This is a genomic window from Flavicella sp. IMCC45537 (genome assembly GCF_057197705.1).
In genome coordinates this window covers 2,227,519-2,248,442 of sequence record NZ_CM170067.1, presented here as the reverse complement: position 1 = coordinate 2,248,442, position 20,924 = coordinate 2,227,519, and the positions used below count along the sequence as shown (strand labels likewise).

Sequence of the window (20,924 nt, the reverse complement as noted above, 5' to 3'; positions counted from 1 at the left end):
AAAAACAAAAAAGGCTGTTTGATATCAAACAGCCTTTTTAAAATATAATTGGTAAATTATCCTAAAGAAACTCTAGTGAAATTTACTACAGAAACGTCACCTAAAGAACTTACGTACTCAGCAACAGTTTTCTTTTCATCTTTGATGAATTTTTGATCTAAAAGACATTGCTCTTGATCTAAAGTTGTGTTGTCAGAAATGAATCTTTCCATTTTTCCTGGTAAAATTCTATCCCAGATTTTTTCTGGTTTCCCTTCAGCAGCTAATTCAGCCTTAGCAGCTTCTTCAGCTTTAGCTAATACATCTTCAGTCAATTGAGACATAGAAATAAATTGAGGAACATTTTTCAATGTTTTTCCTAATCTTCCTAATTCAATATTGTCTTTTTCGATAACAGCGATTCTAGCTTCAGTTTCAGCAGCAACATAAGCAGGATCAAAATCTTTGTAAGACAAAGAAGTTGCTCCCATAGAAGCAGCTTGCATAGCTAAATCTTTACCAAGTGCTTCAATACCATCAATCTTAGCAGATAAACCTACTAAAGAAGCGATTTTGTTTCCAACGTGGATGTAAGAACCAACATAAGGAGCTTCTACTCTTGTGAAGTCGTTTAAGTCGATTTTTTCACCGATAACACCAGTTTGCTCGATTAATTTTTCAGCAACAGTAATTCCTCCAAAGTCAGATGCTAAGAAGTCTTCTTTTGTAGTGTAGTTCAAAGCTTGCTCAGCTAACTTAGTAGCCATGTCTACAAAACTTTCGTTCTTTCCTACGAAATCAGTTTCACATCCTAATACGATAGATACACCAACGGTATTGTCAGCATTTACTTTTGCGATTGCAGCACCCTCAGAAGAATCTCTGTCAGCTCTTTTAGCAGCGATTTTTTGTCCTTTTTTTCTAAGGATTTCAATTGCACCGTCAAAATTACCTTCAGCTTCTACTAAAGCTTTTTTACAATCCATCATTCCAGACCCAGTTGCTTTACGCAACTTCATAACGTCTGCAGCTTTAATTTCTGCCATGATATTATAATTTAATGTTGTTTATAAAACGAGTTAATTAAAACTCAATTATTTTTCTTCCTTTACTTCAGGTGCTGCTGCCTCTGCTTCTGCTTTTGCAGGTGCTGGAGTAGCTTCAGCTTTATCTTTAGCAGATTTTCTGTTGCTCAAACCACTAGCGATAGAATCGATCAAGAAACCTATTACTTTTTCAATAGATTTAGAAGCATCATCATTAGCAGGGATTACGAAATCCACAGCTTTAGGGTCAGAGTTAGTATCAACTAAAGCGAATACAGGAATGTTTAATTTTTGAGCTTCAGAAACAGCAATGTGCTCTTTCTTAACATCAACTACGAATAAAGCAGCTGGCAAACGAGTCATATCAGAGATAGAACCTAAGTTCTTTTCTAATTTAGCTCTTTGACGCTCGATTTGTAATTGTTCTCTTTTAGATAAAGCAGCGAAAGAACCGTCAACTTTCATTCTATCAATTTGAGCCATTTTCTTAACAGCTTTTCTGATAGTTACGAAGTTAGTTAACATTCCACCAGGCCATCTTTCAGTAATGTAAGGCATGTTTACAGATGCAGCCTTATCAGCGATAATATCTTTAGCTTGTTTCTTAGTTGCTACGAAAAGGATTTTTCTTCCTGATGCTGCAATTTTTTCTAAAGCTGTAGCAGATTCTTCAATCTTAGCCGCTGTTTTGTAAAGGTCAATAATGTGAACTCCGTTACGCTCAGTATAAATATAAGGAGCCATGTTTGGATTCCACTTTCTTGTAAGGTGTCCGAAATGCACACCAGCATCCAATAATTCTTTAATTTCGATGTTTGCCATTTTGTTATTTGTTTACGTTCTCTATGAATAGCAATAAGTAAGTAGCGCTTTTATTTTACGGTCTTACTTATTTAGATGCTAAACAAACCCTGTCTAAACAGGGTTTCGATAACTTGATTATAATTGTATTTTGTAAAGTCCATATAGGACTTTGAATAAAAAATCCAATAAAACGGATTAACGTTTCGAGAATTGGAATTTTTTTCTTGCTTTCTTTTGTCCGAATTTCTTACGTTCAACCATTCTTGGGTCTCTAGTAAGTAATCCTTCTGGTTTCAAGATTGCTCTGTTATCAGCATCAATCTCACATAAAGCTCTAGAGATAGCCAAACGAATTGCTTCAGCTTGTCCTGTAACTCCACCTCCAAATACATTTACAGTAATATCGAAAGTTTCGATGTTTTCTGTTAATGCCAAAGGTTGTTGTACTTTATATCTTAACGTAGAAGTTGTGAAATAGTTATCAAGTTCTCTCTTGTTAACTGTAATTTTTCCTGATCCTTCTGACAAGTAAACACGGGCTACAGCCGTCTTTCTTCTTCCTATTTTGTGAACTGTTTCCATAATTATCTAAGGTCGTTTACGTTAAATGGTTTAGGCTCTTGAGCAGATTGTTGGTGCTCAGCTCCAGCATATACATATAAGTTTCTGAAAAGTGCAGCACCTAATTTGTTCTTAGGCAACATTCCTTTTACAGCCTTCTCGACTAAACGAGTAGGATCTTTTTCGAACATTTCTGTTGCTGATAAAGATCTTTGACCTCCTGGATATCCTGTGTGACGGATGTAAGACTTATCAGTCCATTTTTTTCCAGTTAAAATAATTTTGTCTGCATTGATAACAACTACATTATCTCCACAATCAACGTGAGGAGTAAAGTTTGTTTTGTACTTACCTCTAATTAGCATTGCTACTTTAGAAGCAAAACGACCCAATGTTTGTCCGTCCGCATCAACAACTAACCACTCTTTGTTAGCAGTGTCTTTGTTTGCTGATACTGTTTTGTAACTTAATGTGTTCATACACTATTAGTTTTTGTATAGATTAATAAAATATTTTTCCCTTTTAAAAGGGCTGCAAATATAGTAACAATATTCTTATGGAACAATAGTGATTTGAAATATTTTATTGACTGATTTATAGCGTACTTACACAAATAAAAATGCCTCTGTTAATTATAGTAGAATTAACAGAGGCAGCATTGTGAAAGATTGTTTGATTTTTTTATTTCTAGTGAGCTTCTAGCCAGTTTTCACCGGTTCCTACTTCAACATCTAAAGGCACAGAAAGCTCAAAAGCATTTTCCATTTCTTTTTTAATGATAGGTTTTAGGGTTTCAAGCTCTTTTTTATGCATATCAAATACAAGTTCATCATGCACTTGCAATAACATTTTAGACTTGTAATTATGTGCATCAAAATGACGTTGTATATTGATCATCGCTATTTTTATGATGTCTGCTGCGCTTCCTTGTATGGGAGCGTTTACTGCATTTCTTTCATCTCCCGATCTGACCATACCGTTTTGGGAGTTGATGTTCTTAAGGTATCTACGTCTTCCTGAAATAGTTTCTACATACCCATTATCTCTTGCAAAGTCCACTTGTTTTGCCATGTAAGATTTTAATGTAGGATAGGTTTCGTAATAGGCTTCTATCAAAGCTTTGGCTTCTTTTCTGGTCATTCCGGTTTGATCTGCTAAAGTAAAAGCACCTTGTCCGTATAAAATCCCAAAATTAACAGCTTTTGCGTTGCCTCTTTGTTCTCTAGTAACTTCCTCTAGTGGCACTCCAAATACTTTTGAAGCGGTTGTGGCATGAATATCTTGTCCGTCTTTAAATGCTTGAATCATGTTTTCCTCCTTACTAAGTGCGGCGATGATTCTTAATTCTATTTGAGAGTAATCCGCGGCAAACAATACGTATTCTTTGTTTTTAGGAACAAAGGATTCTCTCACTTGTTTTCCTCGAGGTGTTCTAATTGGAATATTTTGAAGGTTCGGGTTGTTTGAACTTAATCTTCCGGTTGCAGCTACGGTTTGACCGTAAGTTGTGTGTATTCTTTTGGTGTTTGGATTGACTTCATTAGGAAGCGCGTCAATATAAGTGCTCTTTAATTTTACCAAACCTCTCCATTCTATAATTTCTTGAATGATTTTATGATCTGCGGCAAGTTTAGATAGGACATCTTCATTGGTTGCGTATTGCCCGGTTTTAGTTTTTTTAGGCTTTTCAACTAGTTTCATTTTTTCGAATAAAACAATTCCAAGTTGTTTTGGGGATGCTAAGTTGAAATCTTCACCGGCCTGTTCGTAGATACTTTTTTCTAGAACTTCTATATCTTTTGTGATAACCGTGGATAATTCAGATAAGTATGCTGTGTTTAGGTTGATACCTTCTATTTCCATTTTTGCTAAAACTTTCAGCAAAGGAATTTCGATTTCTTGGTATAGTTGTGTAAGCTTGTTTTCGTTTAATTCTTTTTCAAAAATGGATTTTAATTGAAATGCGATATCAGTGTTTTCAATGGCAAAATCTGCCTGTTTTTTTAAGTCTGCATCTCCAAATTCAATAGCTTTTTTCCCTTTTCCTACAACGCTCTCTTCAAGAATGGTTTTGTAGTTTAAATGATTTTCAGCTAATACGTTGATCTGATGACGCATGTCAGGGTTTAAAAGATAATGTGCCAACATGGTGTCAAAAAGGTCCCCTTTTACTGGAATGTTAAATTGTCCAAGTATTTTTATGTCACGTTTTAAATTTTGACCAATTTTTAAAATGTTTTCGTTTGAGAAAAATGCACCAAAGTTTTCTAAAATCTGTTTTGAGATTTTTTCGTCTTTTGGCAACGCTAAAAAATAGCCTTTTCCTTTTTGGTAGCTAAAAGAAATTCCAACGATAGTCAATTCAGTAGAATCAGTTTTTACCTCAAAACATACTTCTTTTTGTAACAATAGGTTTGAAAGTAATTTTTGTCTTCCTAAGTTGGTGTTTACAAATTGATACACATGATCGCTCGTTTCAATTGTAGTATATCCTGTTTGAACTTCTTCTTCTTTATGTGGTGAAGCAAATAAATCCAACTGAGCAGTTTCATTATTTGGTTGTGGAGCTTCTTTCGTAACTTCCGCTTTTACTTCAATAGAAGTTGTTTCGTCTGGTTGTTTGAATAGCTTGTTTATGGTTTCAAGAGTTCTTCTGAATTCAAGTTCTTGAAAAATATCATTTACCTTTTGGAAATCAGGTGTTGTTAATAGGTAGTCTTTTTCATTGAATTCAACAGGACAATCTAACATGATTGTTGCTAGTTGTTTAGAAAGTAAACCAAGTTCTTTGTTGGCTTCAACTTTTTCTTTCATTTTTCCTTTTAGCTCATGTGTGTTTTCTAAAAGGCCTTCCATACTTCCGTAAAGTTTCAAGAATTTCTTAGCTGTTTTGTCCCCTACACCTGGTAGTCCAGGGATGTTATCAACCGCATCTCCCATCATTCCTAAGTAATCAATAACTTGAAGTGGGTTTTCGATTTCGAATTTTTCTTTCACTTTTTCGATATCCCATATTTCAATACCATTCCCCATTCTAGCTGGTCGATACATAAAAATATTTTCTGAAACCAACTGAGCGTAATCTTTATCTGGGGTAACCATGTAAACTTGGTAGCCTTGTTTTTCCGCCTGCTTCGATAAAGTACCAATTAAATCATCAGCTTCAATTCCTTTGTGTTCTACAATAGGAATGTTCATGGCTTTCAAGATTTCTTGAATGTATGGAACTGCTATTTTGATAGCTTCAGGGGTTTCTTGTCGATTCGATTTGTATTCCGGAAAAGCCTCGTTTCTAACATCAGAACCTCCTTTGTCAAATGCAACTGCTAAAAGATCTGGTTTTTCTCTTCTGATGACATCAATAAGGGAGTTTGTGAAACCTAAAATGGCAGAGGTATCCATCCCTTTGGAGTTGATTCTTGGATTTTTAATTAGTGCGTAATATCCTCTAAAAATTAGTGCAAATGCATCTAATAAAAATACCTTTTTTTGATTCGACATGGAATAGAATTTTAATACGAATGTAAATGTACAGAAATAAGTTTGAAAGTTAAACTTAGCTCTTTAAATGATGGAAAAAGAGTGATAGACCTTCTGAAATGCAGAACGTTGTTCACTGAAAAAACGATATGAAAATTAAAGTAGTTCAAGTACTTCTTGTGCTACTTCTTTTTTTGTTTTGTTGTCGGTTGTGATTTGAAATTCTGCTCTGCTGTAAAAAGGAGCTCTTTCAAATAAATGTTTTCCTATGAATTCTGCTAAGGCTTCTTTGGTTTCGATATTTGCAATTAACGGACGTTTTGCTTTTTTTAGAAAAAGTTTGTCTGTTAGTTTAGGTACAGATCCTCTTAGGTAAATACTTTTTGTGTCCTCAGATTCTAAAACAAGATCCATGTTTTTGCCAAAGCAAGGCGTTCCTCCTCCCAATGATAAAATGATATTTTCTTTTGTTTTAAGAAGTTCTTTTAAATACTCTTCTTCTTTTTGTCTGAAGTAAATTTCACCTTTAGTTTCAAATATTTCCTTTACGGTAGCCGCTTCCTTCTCAACGATAAAATCATCAAGATCTACTAATTTATAGCCCGTTTTTTTTGATAATTTTCTACCAATTGAAGATTTTCCAGACCCCATATACCCAATTAAAACAATTATCATTTTTTTCGTTATTTAATTTTGTGAAACAAACTTATTTAAGAAGTACAAAAGAACAAAAAAATATATGAAATGAATGAATCGGGAGGCTCTGAAAAATTATTTTTATAAATGACATAAATACAGTATATTGCAGGATGCTTTTTGTTGTTTTAATAATTTTAAGACAAAAAAACACAGAATAAATTAAAAGCTTTCAATCAGATTATGACAAAATTTGGAGAACTAATAAATTTAGATATCCCTGTATTAATTGATTTTTATTTTGAATGGGATAAAACAGGTGAAAACCCGAATGAGGTTTTACGTGATGTTGTAGCAGCTCTTGGTGACAAGGCGAAAGTGATTAAGATAGATATAGAAAAGAATGAGATATTAGCAGATGCCTTGAAGGTAAAGGCGAATCCTACTTTTATTATCTACAAAGGAGGTCAAATGAAATGGAGACAGTCAGGTGATCTAGATGCGAATACTCTTATAGGGTTGGTGAAGCAACATGCTTAATCAATCGCTTTAAATTGAAATCCTTTTTTGTTAAAATGCTCCATCACTTTAGGGAGTATATATCTCAAGTTTTTTGAGGCTTTGATGCTGTCGTGAAAAACAATGATAGAGCCAGGTTTAGTGTTTTTTAATACATTTTGAAGGCACTGCTCTTTGCTGATGTTTTGATCAAAATCAGCACTTAATACTTCCCACATTACTACTTTGTATCCTTTGGAAATTATTTGATGCAATTGACTGGGTTTAATTTTCCCGTAGGGAGGTCTGAAAAGTTTTAAGGACTTTGATTGTTGTTGTTCTTTTAATAGTTTTTCCGTTTTAAAAACATTGTTCATATAGTCAACCGTTTTAGTTTTCCATCCTTGTAGATGGTTGTGTGTGTGGTTTCCTATACTGTGTTTTTGAGAAATTATTTTTTCAAGTATTAGCGGGTGCTCTTCAATGTTTTTACCAATGCAAAAAAAGGTAGCTTTTGCATTGTATTGTTTTAATAGACTTAGAACCCACTCCGTTATTTCGGGAGTAGGTCCATCGTCAAAAGTTAGATATATTTCTTTTTTAACTGTTGGAATTGACCACAACTGTTTGTGGAAAAATCGTTGTACCCAAGATGGAATTTTTACAAACAGAGAATTCATTTGGGTGTCTTTAGAATTATTCCATTAGGCTTTGAAAAAGCTTAACATGATTGATGAAATCTTGCTCTGAGTTTTTCTTGTAAGTTTCGTCAGGATCGTTCGAGTCAATATCTCTCATTACACTACGATACATGTTTAAATTGCGTTCAATTTCGTCAAAGGTTAAGTTTAGCCAAGCTTCATCAAAACGACTGTAATAAACTAGTTTTTCTTGGAAAATAGTAATTAATGTGTCGCAAACAGCTCTCGCTTTTTCTGGTTTTCCTATTTGGTAGTAATATTCAGGATAACCTAAGCATATACCGTAATGGCCATAATCTTCAATCGGCATTTCCGCTAAGCTTAAATCAAGAATTTCCTCCGCTTTGTCAAATTTGTTTTCAGCGATTAAAGATTCCGTAAGTCTTAATAAGTTATTTCTAAACGAAATTGAGTTTTTTCTAGACTCTACATCCAAGTATATGTTTTTAGAATTGATTTCAGACCAATCCCATCGTAGTACCTTTTCGTACATGTTTTCAGAATAGATTTTACCCATGTCAAACATGCTACCTGTATTTTTTGTTTTTACAGGGATGAATTTATAGCACAATCCGTCTAACTGCAAATAGTCTTTCAGCCAAATATATTCTTCGTCGGCATTGGCTCCTCCCGTAAAATAAATAGGGTGCTTCCAGTTGTTGTTTGCAAGAAGGTCTAACATCAATATTCTGTTTTTTGTTAGTCCTTGCTTGTCTATATCAAGATCAATATAAGAAACGATTAAGGCAGAATCTTTAACCGGAACAAGTCCGCTTTTTAGTACTTTTTCTTTGTCTACCTTTAAGCGTAGTTTGTTGGTTGGGTAAAACTTTTCTTTATGCCCGTTTTCTGTTTCGAAATACGTTCTTTCGTCGTTCGAAGCAATCCATTTCATAAAATCTTTAATGTCCCATCTATTTTCTGTTTGAGGATAGTGGTAGGCAACATCTAAAGTTCCGTGTTTGTATTGGTCGTGTGTTAGTTGTGATGGAATAGGGTCTGCTTTATAAGTTTTCCTTTTCATTTGATCGATGTACCAATCTGTAGCAAAAAGACTTGTATTGATCAACTTTATGTCCGTTCTGTAATCTTCAACTTCTTGCATGTACCAAAGAGGAAAAGTATCATTATCTCCAATGGTGAACATAATTGCATTTGGGTCACATGAATCTAAATAAGCCTTGGCATTAAAGTGCGCTGTGTACTTGCCAGATCTATCATGATCGTCCCAGTTTTCAGAAGCCATAAGGGTGGGCACCGCTAGTAATGAAACTATTGAAACTGCAAATGCAACGGTTTTCGGACTTGTGAATTTTTTGAGTGCATCATACAAAGCATATACACCAAATCCGATCCAGATAGCAAAAACATAAAAGGATCCTACAACTGCATAGTCCCTTTCTCTTGGCTCAAAAGGTTTTGGATTTGTGTAAAAAATAATGGCAAGTCCAGTAAAAGCAAAGAATAAAAATAAGGTGTAAAAATTATTTTGGTCTTTGTTTAATTGAAATATAAGTCCAATAAGTCCTAAGATTAAAGGAAAGAAATAGTATTTGTTTCTTCCTTTGTTGTTTTGAACATCACTTGGTAGGTCTGTTTGTGGACCGAGACGCATTTCGTCGAAAAAGTTAATTCCGCTAAGCCAATTTCCATTGAAAATATCCAAGTTTCCTTGTTCATCATTTTGTTTACCAACAAAATTCCACATTAAATACCTACCATACATATAGCCGAATTGGTAGCTAATCATGAATTTAATATTCTGGTAGAAAGTGGGTCTTTCTTTACTTTTAGGGTCTATTCCAGCAATGGATTTGTAATTGTCAATGACGGCTGGATTTGGCATTCTAGGTATAAATCCTTTGTGCTCATCAGTATAAACAGGGGTTGAATTTTTGTAATTGTTTACAATAACATATTTTCCTGTTTTTTCGTCTTGTTCGTATTTTGGTTTATCGTCTTTGTATATAGAGTTTCCTTGGTCGTCTTTTTTCTGTTCTCTATTGTAGGTAATAGAGTAGTAGGTGTCATAAAAAACATTGGCATCTCCATATTGTTCACGGTTGTAGTAAGCAAGTAGTTCACGTGCACTGGCTGGATTATTTTCATTAATGGTTGTGCTAGCATTAGAGCGAATCGGTAGCATAAGCCAACAAGAAAATCCTATCATGATAAACAAAACAGAAAGAGTTAGTGTGTTTGCCAAAACCATCTTTTTAGATTTTGTGTATTTCAGTGCGTAAAAGAAGCCTACTGTTAATGCGATTCCTGCGATGATACTTCCTGAGTTAAAAGGTAGCCCAACGGTATTCACAAAAAATATTTCAGAAATACTAAAAAACTTTAAAGTAAAAGGGAAAAGGAGTTTAAATACAAAAGCAAGAACCAAAACAGAAATTACGTTTGCGATTAAGAATTTTTTTAGATCTATGTTTTCATAGTTTTTATAAAAATAGATAAATACAATGGCTGGTATTACAAGTAGCGATAGGATATGTACTCCAAAAGACAATCCCACCACGAAGGATATTAACAATAACCATTTATGACCTCTTGGGGTATGCATTTCATTTTCCCATTTTAGGGCAAGCCAGAATAAAAGCGCCATTAAAAATGACGACATGGCATATACTTCTGCTTCTACAGCACTAAACCAAAAACTATCTGAAAAGGTATAAGCCAAGGCGCCAACTAATCCGCTTCCAAGTACCGCAATTGCTTTTCCTTCTGAAAACGAACCCGACTTTAGAGCTAGTTTTTTTGATAAGTTTGTGATGGTCCAAAACATGAAAAGTATGGTAAAAGCACTTGCTAATCCAGACATGAAATTTACCATTTTAGCTATTTCTGTTACATCAGAAGTAAACATAGCAAAAAAGGCACCAAGCATTTGGAATAAAGGAGCTCCAGGTGGGTGTCCTACCTCTAGCTTCACAGAAGTCGCTATGTATTCTCCACAATCCCAATAGCTAACTGTAGGTTCTAGTGTTAAAGTGTAGGTTATGAGGGCTATTGCAAAGGTTGTCCAACCTAAGATGATATTTAGTTTCTTGTAGTTTGTTAAAAACATAGTGCTGATTAGTGATATGTGTGTGCGAATTTAATAATTTAAAGTGAATAGTAATACAAAAGCTTGGTGCATCCTGTTTTGAATTTAATTTTTCTAATTTTTTTAACAATTCACTGATTATTTGAGAGTTGAATTTTGGTCGAAAAAAAATATTAAAAAAAGTTTAGATTTTGTTTGTAGAATTGAAAGTTTACTTTAAATTTGCACCCGCAATAAGCAATTGACCCATGGTGTAATGGTAGCACTCCGGTTTTTGGTATCGTCAGTCAAGGTTCGAGTCCTTGTGGGTCAACAATTGTAAAACGTAATCACTTTATAGGTAAGGGGTTACGTTTTTTTTGTGTTTGAAATGTACAACTATTGTACAATTGTTCTGTAAAACGTAGTCTTGAATTAGTTCTGTTTACATCGTTATTTAACTACCTTAGTGTTTCATTTTTAATGTTGTTCAATGAAAAAGAAAAAAACTGGTATAGAATGGCTATTGCACCCTTATTATAATTTAGGAATAAATAAATATGCTGAACTTGATGATAAAATTTTAATTGATTTTCATAAGAAGTTTATAGAAAATCATCCTAACGCTTTGGAAAAAGACGTGTTATGGGCGTACTTCAATTATGTATTAACTCTTTTGCCTTCTAAAAAAGAAAATCTATACAGGATTAACAGGAGGTTTTCGCAGGTTTATGGTGTTATGTATAAGTTTAGATGGAAGTATGAAAAAATTGTAGACAAAAGACTTCATCAATTGAACTTGGACTATGACGTTAAAAGTCATGAGAATCTTGTTAATTCATTTGTTATGCAATTGGTTGTTTTGCCAAATAAGGATTGTTGTGATTACTGTGATTCTGTAAGTAAAATGGAATTCGACTATGATTATGCACAAACAAATTCTGTTGTTGATACCTCAAAATGTCTTAAAGAGGGGTTTAGCCCTATGTGGAGTAGTGTTCTTCGAGCAAAACGTGACTCTAAAGGTGATTTGATTGAGTTAGATGATGCTAATGTAGATGTCTTTGTAGAGCCCAAGAAGTCTAAATTTCAAATCTTTTTAATAATCCTTATTGTTATTATCCTTGTTGTAATAATGATAAATTCTTAGGTGGTTGTAATATTATTTTTTGAAATACGTTATTAGTGATGTAATCATAAAACATTGTAATTATGGGGAAAAATTGGAATTCAAAAACTGGAGAATACTCTGATGTGGTGGGACAGAACATAATATCGAATGCAGAGCAGTCTAAAAAAATGAAAAGTCAAGGTTATTCGGTCAAAGAGATTGCTGAAAAATTAGGATTAAGTTCTAGCAGAATATATGAGTATTTGAGGTGAAAATTTGAGTGTTTTACTTTGTGGTTTTCGTGAATTCTATTCGTATTGGTTAGATTATTAGTTAGTTATCTTTTTTATGGCGTCCAATTTATCTAATGTGTTCTTTTTTTTTGTAGTAAGAAAAAGATAGAATCTAAAAAACATTTATTAACGTAAAATAGGATAATGTATTTATAGATACCCCTTTTGTAAAGGGGTATGACTTAATTGTTGTACTTCTGTTTTTATTGTGTTAAAATTCATTCTTAGTATTTCCAAAGCTCGTGTTTCTCCCAGAATTCTTTAGCACCTTCTGTGCCGTTTTCATAAGATAATCTTGTCCAGTATGCTGATTTTTTAAAATCTTTTAAAGTCCCTTCTCCGTAATAATGCATATTAGCTAAGAGTAGTTGTCCGATTGAAAGTCCTTCTTCAACAGATTTGTTAATCCAATAGAAAGCTTTCTTCTTGTCTTTTAAAGTCCCGTTGCCATCATAATACATTATCCCCAGACTAAGTTGTGCGAGTGAATCCCCTTGTTCAGCAGATTTGTTAATCCAATAAAAAGCTTTCTTTAGGTCTTTTAAAGTCCCCTTGCCATCTCTATGCATGTCAGACAAGGATCTTTGAGCATCGGCGTATCCTTGCTCAGCAGATTTGTTAAACCAATAGAATGCTTTGTTTTCATTCTGTTTCGTGCCATTACCATTACTATACATTATGGCTAAGAAGTATTGAGCTCTCGCGTCTCCTTGTTCTGCGGATTTAGTGAACCAGTAGAAAGCTTTGTTTAGATCCTTTTTTATTTCAGTACCGGTATTATACGAAATAGCTAGGTAGAGTTGTGAGGTCAATTCTCCTTGTTCAGCAGATTTAGTGAACCAATAGAAAGCTTTTTTTATATCTTTTATTGTTCCTTTACCATTAAGATACATAAATGCTAAGGTGCTTTGAGCATTAAGGTGTCCTTTCTCGGCAGATTTAGTGAGCCAATAAAATGCTTTTGCCTCATCTTTTGTGGTTTCGTAGCCGTCTTTGTACATTATGGCTAAGATGTATTGTGCTTCTGGTTCTCCTAGTTCAGCATTTTTTTTGTTGTCCTCGAAGTTTTGTCCAAAAAACATTTGAGTAAACAAGAGAATTGTGGTTATAAAAATATTTTTCATGTTTGTTGTTTTTTATTAGCTCCCATAAAATTATTAGTTTTTAATGAATGAGAAATTTATTTCTCTCTTGAGTGGTTGTTGAGGACTGTGAAATGCCTCTACAGGGTGTTGAAGTTGTTTTGTGTTTCGTTTTTAAGTTTGTAGTACTAACCAATGTTAATAGGTTAATTGGGGGGGGTTAGAAGAAATAGGGTAACGGATTGTATCTATAATTAAAGGTTTGATTTGTGATATAATATCTAACCTTGTAACTCTAATATTCTGTTTTTGAATATTAAATCCTATTGATTCTTTTATTTTTTTGAGTTTATTAAAATGATTTTTTTCTGAAAGAAGTATTCTTTTACGAGCTGATCTAAAGAAAAAAATAACTTTTAATTGTATCTTTAAGGGTAACTCTAAATTTAGTATTATGAAAACGATGACTTGTGCTCAATTAGGGGGAGCTTGTGATGAAAAATTTACCGCTGCTACCTTTGAAGAAATTGCTGCTTTAAGTAAGCAACATGGAATGGAGATGTTTCAGAAAAAAGATATTGCTCATTTGCAGGCTATGGAAAAAATGCAAGCGCTTATGGGAAGTCCTGAAGCTTTGCAAGATTGGATGCAGGAAAAAAGAAAGGAATTTGAAAATCTTTCTTAGTTGTTAAAAGGCTTCTTCGATTCCGAAATAGACACCACTATTCCCGTCAGCTCCTATACCAATATCAGCCCTTAGGTTTACACGTTCTTTTTTATTGAACATGTAGCGCAATCCAGAGCCAAAACTGTACTTCATAGATTTAAAATTGTATTCAATAATATTTTCAGATACGTTACCGACGGTTCCAAAAAGTACATATCCCCATCTTTTTGAGAAGCTTTTTCTGTATTCTAATTGTCCCATTGCATAAAAGTTGTCTCGATATCTACCAAAAAAGTATCCTCTCATTTGTTTTCCTCCAAGTGCTGGTAGTTTGTAGAATGGTGTGTCGCCCGTGGCAGATTGAATAAAAATATTACTCGCAAAAACACCTCCGTTTTTAAAAGAAACAAAGTTTCGAACATCGAATTCAAAAAAAGCAAAATTAAAATCACTCAAGCTTGGGTAGATTACTGCTTTGAAATATTGAAAACTTCCCGATTTTGGAGTGAATAAATGCTCTCTGCTATCCCAAACTAAATCTCCTCCAAAACCTATCATTTGTCCACCGTTTGAACCTATTACCAAAGGATCGTCGATCAATTCATTGCCTTTTTTGTCTTCAATGTCAGTATGGTTATAGTCAAAGATCATTCCTGCTCTATCAGCAGAAAACCATGTTGTAGGAATTTGTACTGTTAGAGTGGTGGCAAAGGTTGTGGCTGTGTAGGCTGCGTTCCCATAATCTGGAGCATCATCGCCAATTCCCCAAAATTTATTTACATAAAACCCATAATTCATGGGTAATTTGATGTTTAGTCTGTTTTTAAACAAGTATAAATCGTTGTCCATACTCACTCTGTATTGATTATTTAGCGAATAGAAACCACCGAAACCAAGTTTAGATGGGTTGAGTTCTTTTTCTTTTCCAGTGTAATAAATTAGAATTCCACCAGCTCCAAAAGTTACATCTGTTTCTGGTGTATATGAGATAAAAGGATAAGTGTTGAAAGTAGGTTTTCTAACCGTATCAGTTGATTTGAATTGTTTGTAGTATTTTGCTTTTAAGGCATTTGTTGAGAGACTATCAATAATTCTTCTATCATGATGCTGTGCGTAGGAGAAAGAAGAGTAAATTATCGTGCAAATGAATACAGTAAATATTTTTTTCATAGCGAAATAAAACTGAGTTGTTACAATGAATGCAAAATACAATAATAAGAGAACTTAATGATGAAAAATTTATTTAGTTATCTGAAATTATCCTTGCATGAAGATTTTAGTCTTGTGGATTTTTAGTAGTTTAGTTCCGTATTTTAAAATAAAAAGAATGAAGTTAGGAGCGTTTTCGGTTAGTTTGAATGTGAGTGATTTGATGGTTTCAAAAAAGTTTTATGAGAAATTGGGATTTTCTGTTTTTGGTGGAGATATCGAGAGTAATTATCTGATCATGAAAAATGAGGAAACATTGATTGGTTTATTTCAGGGGATGTTTGAACATAATATTTTGACATTCAATCCGGGTTGGGATAGTGATGCTAAAATTTTAGAAGAATTTGATGATGTAAGAGAAATTCAGAGTAAATTATTGGAGTCGGGAATCCATATTGAAAATAAAATTTCAGAAGAGAATAAAGAAGGACCTGCTAATGTAATTATTATTGACCCTGATGGGAATCCAATATTAATAGATCAACATATATAAAAGTATCTTGAGGTTGTTGATATTAAAATTAAAATAAAGAAAAAGACATTATGAAATATTTATTTACTCCTTTATTCCTTTTTTTAATCTGTTGTGGTAGTGTTGCTACAGATGAGGTTACCTCGATTGCTGTTGATTTTGATGCAAAAGATGTGTATTATGAAGGTAGAGTTCAGCAGAACAGTAATCTTGGTGCAACCGAATTGTATTGGCCGGGAACTTCAGTGTCGTTGAAATTTGAAGGGACTTCTATTTCTGCAGTTTTAGACGATGAAAAAGGTGAGAACTTTTTTACGGTAGTCGTAGATGGCAAGCAAACGAAGGTTTTGGACTTGAAAAAAGGTAAAAATGAATATTTATTAGCCAACAATTTACCTTTCGGGGTGCATCAAGTTGAGATTCATAAAAGAAATGATTGGGGGTTCGGGAAAACCTTATTTTATTCCTATAAAGTTTTAGGAAAAAAAACATTGGAAATAGATGCTAAAAAAATGTTTATTGAGTTTTATGGTGACTCTGTTACAGTGGGGTATGGAAATGAGGATACAACTGGACAGGATAGATCTACAGGTGATGTAACAAATAATTATTTAGCTTATGGGGCTATAACAGCGCGTAACTTAAATGCTGAATATTCTTGTATAGCGCATAGTGGTATTGGAATTATGGTAAGTTGGCATAATTTGATCATGCCTGAAGAATATGATCGATGGAATCCTTTTGATGAAACGAGTAAATGGGACTTTACTTCAAAAAAGCAACCCAATCTAGTGGTGGTGAATTTGTTTCAAAATGATTCTTGGTTGGTAAAAAGAAAAGAGCATCCAGAGTTTGTAAGGAGATTTGGCCAAAAGGCACCAGATCATGATTTTATTATTGAAAGCTATGTGTCCTTTTTAAAATCAATTAGAAAAGAATATAAAGATGCAAAAATAATTTGTGTTCTTGGGAATATGAACGTTACAGAAAAAGGATCACAGTGGCCGGGTTATGTATGGGAGGCGGTTTCAAAAATGAAAGATCGTAAAATTTTTAAACTTTTTGTCCCTTATAAAGAAACCAAAGGGCATCCTAGTGTAAAAGAACAGGCTATTATAGCAGATAGGTTGACTACTTTTATAAAAACGCACTAGTCAAAAAAGGTCATTTGATTTTGGTTTCGGTCTAAATTCACTGCGATAAGATCTCTGTTGTATGGAGTCTTAAAATAATTAGGGTCTTTTCCTTGCAACCAGTTTGACTCGTCTTCAGGTTTTAAGATCACAGGCATTCTTTTTTTTGTGTTGTGAATCGTGCTCATTAGTGCGTTCGCTTCAGTTGTAATGATGCTGTAACTTTTGATGATTTCACCTTGGGTGCTTTGCCAAGAGTCGTAAATTCCTGCAAAGACAAATAATTCATTATTTGGGAGTGTAATCAGGTGTTTTTCTTTGATGTTGCCCGTTTTATTAAGCCATTTCCATTCATAAAATCCATCAGCAATAACAAGACAACGGTTTTCTAAGTTGTGTTTAAATGATTTTTTTTCGTGAAGGGTTTCTATCCTAGCGTTTAATGTATAATTTCTAATGGATGTATCTTCAGTCCATGATGGAATCAATCCCCAGTTGTAAAGCACGGCTTTGTCAGGGTTTGTATTGGTGATGATTGGTGTTTTAGGGAAATCAAAAGCTTTTATTGTTTCTGCACTTTGGAAAAGTTCAAGTTCAGAAATATTTAATTTGAAATGAGTTTTAATTTCGTTTTTCTTTTTCGCTATTCGAGTTTGGTAGCACATAACTTAGAAAACTATTTGTATTAAAAATACAAATAATTTTATAGGACAGGTATGTTTCTTTTTTTTGAGCGAAAAAACTTTTGTAAAAAGAAAAAGCTTCAGTAAAAACTGAAGCTTTCTTTGTAGCGGGAACTGGACTCGAACCAGTGACCTTCGGGTTATGAGCCCGACGAGCTACCTACTGCTCTATCCCGCGATTTCGTTCGGCAAAGATACATCATTTAAAATGTTTTTTCCAAATAAAAACGGACTTTTTTTAAAGTATTTTAAAAATGATTTTTAAAGCTTTGATTTGTAGTTGTTTCGTTAATTAAAATCTTAGAGGATTTATATTTTTAACTAAACGAAAAGAGAGTATCTTTGCACTCTAAATAAATAACATGAAGCACAAAGCAGGTTTTGTAAATATTATAGGGAATCCTAATGTAGGAAAATCTACCTTAATGAATGCCTTGGTAGGAGAGCGTTTGTCTATTATTACTTCTAAGGCACAAACAACTCGTCATAGAATTTTGGGAATCGTAAATGGTGATGATTTTCAAATATTATTTTCTGATACACCAGGAATCATCAAACCTGCCTATGATTTACAGTCTTCAATGATGGATTTTGTAAAGTCGGCTTTTGAAGATGCTGATATTTTAATCTATATGGTTGAAGTAGGAGAGTTAGAGTTGAAAGATGAAGTGTTTTTTAGTAAAATTAAAAATGCTAAAATCCCTGTGATGCTACTGATTAATAAAATCGATAAATCAGATCAAGCAGAAGTTGAAGCTAAGTTAGCATACTGGCAAGAGAAAGTACCGAACGCTAATGTGTATTTAATTTCTGCGTTGGAGAATTTTGGAATTGAAGGTGTTTTAAATAAAATTGTAGAGATTCTTCCGGAATCACCTGCGTTTTATCCAAAAGATCAGTTGACAGATAAGCCAGAAAGATTTTTTGTAAATGAATGTATTCGAGAAAAAATATTAATGCATTACAAAAAAGAAATTCCTTATGCTGTAGAAATTGAGACAGAGGAGTTTATTGAGGATGAAAAAATAATTAAAATTCGCGCAATCATAATGGTGGAGCGTGAAACCCAAAAAGGTATAATTATTGGACATAAAGGAGCGGCTTTAAAAAGAGTTGGATCTGAGGCAAGAAAGGATTTAGAAAAGTTTTTCGATAAAAAAATATTTTTAGATTTATATGTTAAAGTGAACAAGAATTGGAGAAATGATTCTCGTCAATTAAAACGTTTTGGATATAAGGAATAGGAACGCTATTCTTCTAAAATTTTTATCATAAAATCATGCAGGTCCTCCATTTGAGAGTGACCTGTTTTTTTTCCTAGTTGTCCTAAAAAGTACATCACAAACCAAAAAATAGGTAACAAAATAAGGATCCAAACACTTATAGTAATATCTTCTTTTAAAGTCCATTTGGTGTATGCGTAGATTAGAACGCTAATAAAAGTAAACGCAACAGTAGAGTGTAAAAAAATAAATAAGGTCCATACTTGTGGTTTTGGTCCAAACAATCCTTTTGCAATAGAGTTATTCGGATCCGTTGCTTCAATTTCTAAATGCAACTGCGGCGACCAAAAATGATTTTCTGTATCGGCTACATCAATTACTATATGTGCATCAACTATTTTTCCTTTAAGAGTACAATGTTCCTTAGTAAACTCTTCTTTAAAACGATTTAATAGTTGTGTTTTACTTTTTTGAAGCTCAATTCTAAATCTTGGTCGTAAAAATACCGGACTATTTTTTTCTTCTTTCATAGTGAGGTGCTTAGAGTAGAAAGATACTCATTTTTAGAATTATTATTTACTTCAACTTTACATTCCTAACATAAACCTTACTGTTTTTTTACTTGGAGAGCTAAATTCATAACGTTTGTTTTTTTTGTGGGTAAACATTTGTTTATGCTTCAAGACTAATATTGCAGGGAATTTAACAATATGAATTATGAAAATTACAAGTAAATTATTTTTGGCTGCATTTTCTGTTGCCTTGTTCTCGTGTAACGATGATGTAAAAGAAAACCTAACAGAGGTTATTAAAGAAGTAGAAGAAGAGATTGTAGATACAACTGTAGACTTTGCTTATAAAAGTACCATTACACTTAGAAATGGTCCAGAGGGTGAAGATGATTCTGAAGGAGCTTCTGAAATAGCAGCATTTGAACCTGTGTCAAAAAAGTTATTTGTAGTAAATGTTGAGGTGAATGAAATTTCGGTAGTAGACCTTAGCAATCCAAGTCAGCCAGTAAAGTCAGGAGCAATAGATTTAAATGGTATGGGAGCACCTAACAGTGTTGCTGTTTATGGAGGTAAGGTTGCCATTGCATTAGAGTCGGATGTAAAACAAAACAATGGTAAAATTGTTGTTTTTGATGCTGTTACAGAAACAAAAGAAAAGGAGTATACGGTAGGTGCTTTACCAGATATGGTAACCTATACTAAGGATGGTAAATATATATTATCAGCAAATGAAGGAGAGCCTAATGATGCTTATGATAATGATCCACAAGGAACAATAAGTATTATTGAGGTAGACTCAGATGTAGTGACAACATTGGATTTTACGGCTTTCAACACATCTGAAGCAGCTTTAGAAGCTGAAGGGTTTAGAGTATTTGGTCCAAATGCTGATTTAGCCAAAGATGTAGAGCCAGAGTATATTGCGGTTTCTGAGGATTCTAAAACGGCATGGGTTTCACTGCAAGAGAACAACGGAATTGCGAAAGTTAATATTGAATCTAAGTCTATTGAGGCAATTTATCCATTAGGATTTAAAGATTATAACCTGACAGGTAATTCTATTGATGCAAGTGATAAGGATGGCATAAAGCAATTGAAAAACTGGAATGTAAAAGGAATCTATCAGCCAGATGCTATTACAGCAATTAATATCGGAGGAACGGAATATGTGATTTCTGCAAACGAAGGGGATGCTAGAGATTATGATGGGTATAGCGAAGAAGTAAGATTGGATGATTTGCAGTTAGATGAATCAGTTTATCCTTTGGCAGGAGATTATTTAAATGAAATCAACCTAGGTAGATTGAAAACGACTACAACTTTAGGAGATGCTAATAATGATAACAAGGTGGAGCAAATTTATTCTTATGGTGCGCGTTCATTTTCAATTTGGTCTGCTAATGGATCTTTGGTATATGATAGTGGAAATGATATTGCAAAAGAAACTTTGATTGAAACACCTGCTGTGTTTAACGGTGGAGATAAAAGAAGTGATGATAAAGGAGCTGAGCCAGAAAGTGTGACTACCTTAAGTTTAGGGAATCGTCATATATTGTTTGTTGGTTTGGAAAGAAATAATCAAGTTATGATGTATGATATTTCAAATCCAATTGCCCCTGGATTTTTAGATATTCTTTCTCATGAGGGAGATGTTGGTCCAGAAGGATTACTTGTAATTCCTGCACTCGATAGTCCTTCAGGAAAAGATTTATTAGTGGTTTCTAACGAAGTGAGTGGTACTGTGAGTATCTACGAAAACAAGTAAGCTAAAATATTCAATACAAATAATTAGGGTCTGATTGGCAA

At 33.6% G+C, this 20,924-nt stretch carries 20 protein-coding genes and 2 tRNA genes; 9 read left to right on the top strand and 13 right to left on the bottom strand.

What is annotated here, in order from left to right:
* Positions 1-56: 56 nt before the first annotated feature.
* From tsf to AC2DGP_RS09215, 6 genes are all read right to left on the bottom strand, one after another.
* On the bottom strand, positions 57-1,025 hold the full coding sequence (gene tsf, locus AC2DGP_RS09240) for a translation elongation factor Ts (RefSeq protein WP_484489772.1): 969 nt from the start codon (positions 1,023-1,025) through the stop codon (positions 57-59).
* A gap of 48 nt (positions 1,026-1,073) precedes the next feature.
* The gene (rpsB, locus tag AC2DGP_RS09235) at positions 1,074-1,847 is read right to left on the bottom strand and encodes a 30S ribosomal protein S2 (protein WP_484489771.1); all 774 of its coding nucleotides are present in this window, start codon (positions 1,845-1,847) and stop codon (positions 1,074-1,076) included.
* A 177-nt stretch (positions 1,848-2,024) separates the two neighbouring features.
* Positions 2,025-2,411, bottom strand: coding sequence for a 30S ribosomal protein S9 (gene rpsI, locus AC2DGP_RS09230; RefSeq protein WP_484489770.1), 387 nt, complete (start codon positions 2,409-2,411; stop codon positions 2,025-2,027).
* Positions 2,412-2,413: 2 nt separating this feature from the next.
* On the bottom strand, positions 2,414-2,869 hold the full coding sequence (gene rplM, locus AC2DGP_RS09225; protein WP_484489769.1) for a 50S ribosomal protein L13: 456 nt from the start codon (positions 2,867-2,869) through the stop codon (positions 2,414-2,416).
* 208 nt (positions 2,870-3,077) lie between these two features.
* The gene (gene polA / locus AC2DGP_RS09220; protein ID WP_484489768.1) at positions 3,078-5,891 is read right to left on the bottom strand and encodes a DNA polymerase I; all 2,814 of its coding nucleotides are present in this window, start codon (positions 5,889-5,891) and stop codon (positions 3,078-3,080) included.
* Positions 5,892-6,026: 135 nt separating this feature from the next.
* Positions 6,027-6,545 carry a shikimate kinase gene (locus AC2DGP_RS09215; RefSeq protein ID WP_484489767.1) on the bottom strand — a complete coding sequence of 173 codons (519 nt, stop codon included), beginning with the start codon at positions 6,543-6,545 and terminating at the stop codon, positions 6,027-6,029.
* A gap of 204 nt (positions 6,546-6,749) precedes the next feature.
* On the opposite strand from AC2DGP_RS09215, the gene AC2DGP_RS09210 reads away from it, so the two are divergent.
* A complete protein-coding gene (locus tag AC2DGP_RS09210; protein WP_300326175.1) occupies positions 6,750-7,046 on the top strand; it encodes a thioredoxin family protein in 297 nt (98 codons plus the stop codon).
* Here AC2DGP_RS09210 and AC2DGP_RS09205 read toward each other — a convergent pair.
* Both AC2DGP_RS09205 and AC2DGP_RS09200 read right to left on the bottom strand, forming a co-directional pair.
* Positions 7,043-7,684 (bottom strand): polysaccharide deacetylase family protein, encoded by a 642-nt coding sequence (locus AC2DGP_RS09205; protein ID WP_484489766.1) that lies wholly within the window; start codon positions 7,682-7,684, stop codon positions 7,043-7,045. The genes AC2DGP_RS09210 and AC2DGP_RS09205 overlap by 4 nt on opposite strands.
* Positions 7,685-7,700: 16 nt before the next feature.
* Positions 7,701-10,775: a glycosyltransferase family 117 protein gene (locus AC2DGP_RS09200; RefSeq protein WP_484489765.1), complete on the bottom strand. Its 3,075-nt coding sequence runs from the start codon at positions 10,773-10,775 to the stop codon at positions 7,701-7,703.
* 221 nt (positions 10,776-10,996) lie between these two features.
* On the opposite strand from AC2DGP_RS09200, the gene AC2DGP_RS09195 reads away from it, so the two are divergent.
* The 3 genes from AC2DGP_RS09195 (at position 10,997) to AC2DGP_RS09185 (ending at position 12,116) form a co-directional block, all read left to right on the top strand.
* A tRNA-Gln gene (locus AC2DGP_RS09195) sits at positions 10,997-11,067 on the top strand.
* Between the two features lie 159 nt (positions 11,068-11,226).
* Entirely contained in the window at positions 11,227-11,883 is a 657-nt protein-coding gene (locus AC2DGP_RS09190; RefSeq protein ID WP_484489764.1) for a hypothetical protein, read from the top strand.
* A gap of 62 nt (positions 11,884-11,945) precedes the next feature.
* A complete protein-coding gene (locus AC2DGP_RS09185; RefSeq protein WP_484489763.1) occupies positions 11,946-12,116 on the top strand; it encodes a terminase gpP N-terminus-related DNA-binding protein in 171 nt (56 codons plus the stop codon).
* 245 nt (positions 12,117-12,361) lie between these two features.
* On the opposite strand, the gene AC2DGP_RS09180 is transcribed toward AC2DGP_RS09185, so the two are convergent.
* On the bottom strand, positions 12,362-13,261 hold the full coding sequence (locus AC2DGP_RS09180; protein ID WP_484489762.1) for an SEL1-like repeat protein: 900 nt from the start codon (positions 13,259-13,261) through the stop codon (positions 12,362-12,364).
* A gap of 412 nt (positions 13,262-13,673) precedes the next feature.
* On the opposite strand from AC2DGP_RS09180, the gene AC2DGP_RS09175 reads away from it, so the two are divergent.
* A complete protein-coding gene (locus tag AC2DGP_RS09175; protein ID WP_484489761.1) occupies positions 13,674-13,904 on the top strand; it encodes a DUF1059 domain-containing protein in 231 nt (76 codons plus the stop codon).
* Positions 13,905-13,907: 3 nt separating this feature from the next.
* Here AC2DGP_RS09175 and AC2DGP_RS09170 read toward each other — a convergent pair whose 3' ends face one another.
* Positions 13,908-15,056 carry a hypothetical protein gene (locus tag AC2DGP_RS09170; protein WP_484489760.1) on the bottom strand — a complete coding sequence of 383 codons (1,149 nt, stop codon included), beginning with the start codon at positions 15,054-15,056 and terminating at the stop codon, positions 13,908-13,910.
* Positions 15,057-15,213: 157 nt separating this feature from the next.
* Here AC2DGP_RS09170 and AC2DGP_RS09165 point away from each other — a divergent pair, with 157 nt between their 5' ends.
* Together AC2DGP_RS09165 and AC2DGP_RS09160 are read left to right on the top strand one after the other, a co-directional pair.
* Positions 15,214-15,588, top strand: coding sequence for a VOC family protein (locus AC2DGP_RS09165; protein WP_484492493.1), 375 nt, complete (start codon positions 15,214-15,216; stop codon positions 15,586-15,588).
* 50 nt (positions 15,589-15,638) lie between these two features.
* On the top strand, positions 15,639-16,721 hold the full coding sequence (locus tag AC2DGP_RS09160) for an SGNH/GDSL hydrolase family protein (protein ID WP_484489759.1): 1,083 nt from the start codon (positions 15,639-15,641) through the stop codon (positions 16,719-16,721).
* Here the strand turns inward: AC2DGP_RS09160 and AC2DGP_RS09155 are convergent.
* On the bottom strand, positions 16,718-17,365 hold the full coding sequence (locus AC2DGP_RS09155) for an SOS response-associated peptidase (protein ID WP_484489758.1): 648 nt from the start codon (positions 17,363-17,365) through the stop codon (positions 16,718-16,720). The genes AC2DGP_RS09160 and AC2DGP_RS09155 overlap by 4 nt on opposite strands.
* A 123-nt stretch (positions 17,366-17,488) precedes the next feature.
* Positions 17,489-17,561, bottom strand: a tRNA-Met gene (locus AC2DGP_RS09150).
* Between the two features lie 184 nt (positions 17,562-17,745).
* Here AC2DGP_RS09150 and era point away from each other — a divergent pair.
* A complete protein-coding gene (gene era, locus AC2DGP_RS09145) occupies positions 17,746-18,627 on the top strand; it encodes a GTPase Era (RefSeq protein ID WP_484489757.1) in 882 nt (293 codons plus the stop codon).
* A gap of 5 nt (positions 18,628-18,632) precedes the next feature.
* Here era and AC2DGP_RS09140 read toward each other — a convergent pair whose 3' ends face one another.
* Positions 18,633-19,136 (bottom strand): GTP-binding protein, encoded by a 504-nt coding sequence (locus AC2DGP_RS09140; protein ID WP_484489756.1) that lies wholly within the window; start codon positions 19,134-19,136, stop codon positions 18,633-18,635.
* Positions 19,137-19,323: 187 nt separating this feature from the next.
* On the opposite strand from AC2DGP_RS09140, the gene AC2DGP_RS09135 reads away from it, so the two are divergent.
* A complete protein-coding gene (locus tag AC2DGP_RS09135; protein ID WP_484489755.1) occupies positions 19,324-20,883 on the top strand; it encodes a choice-of-anchor I family protein in 1,560 nt (519 codons plus the stop codon).
* Positions 20,884-20,924: the final 41 nt, after the last annotated feature.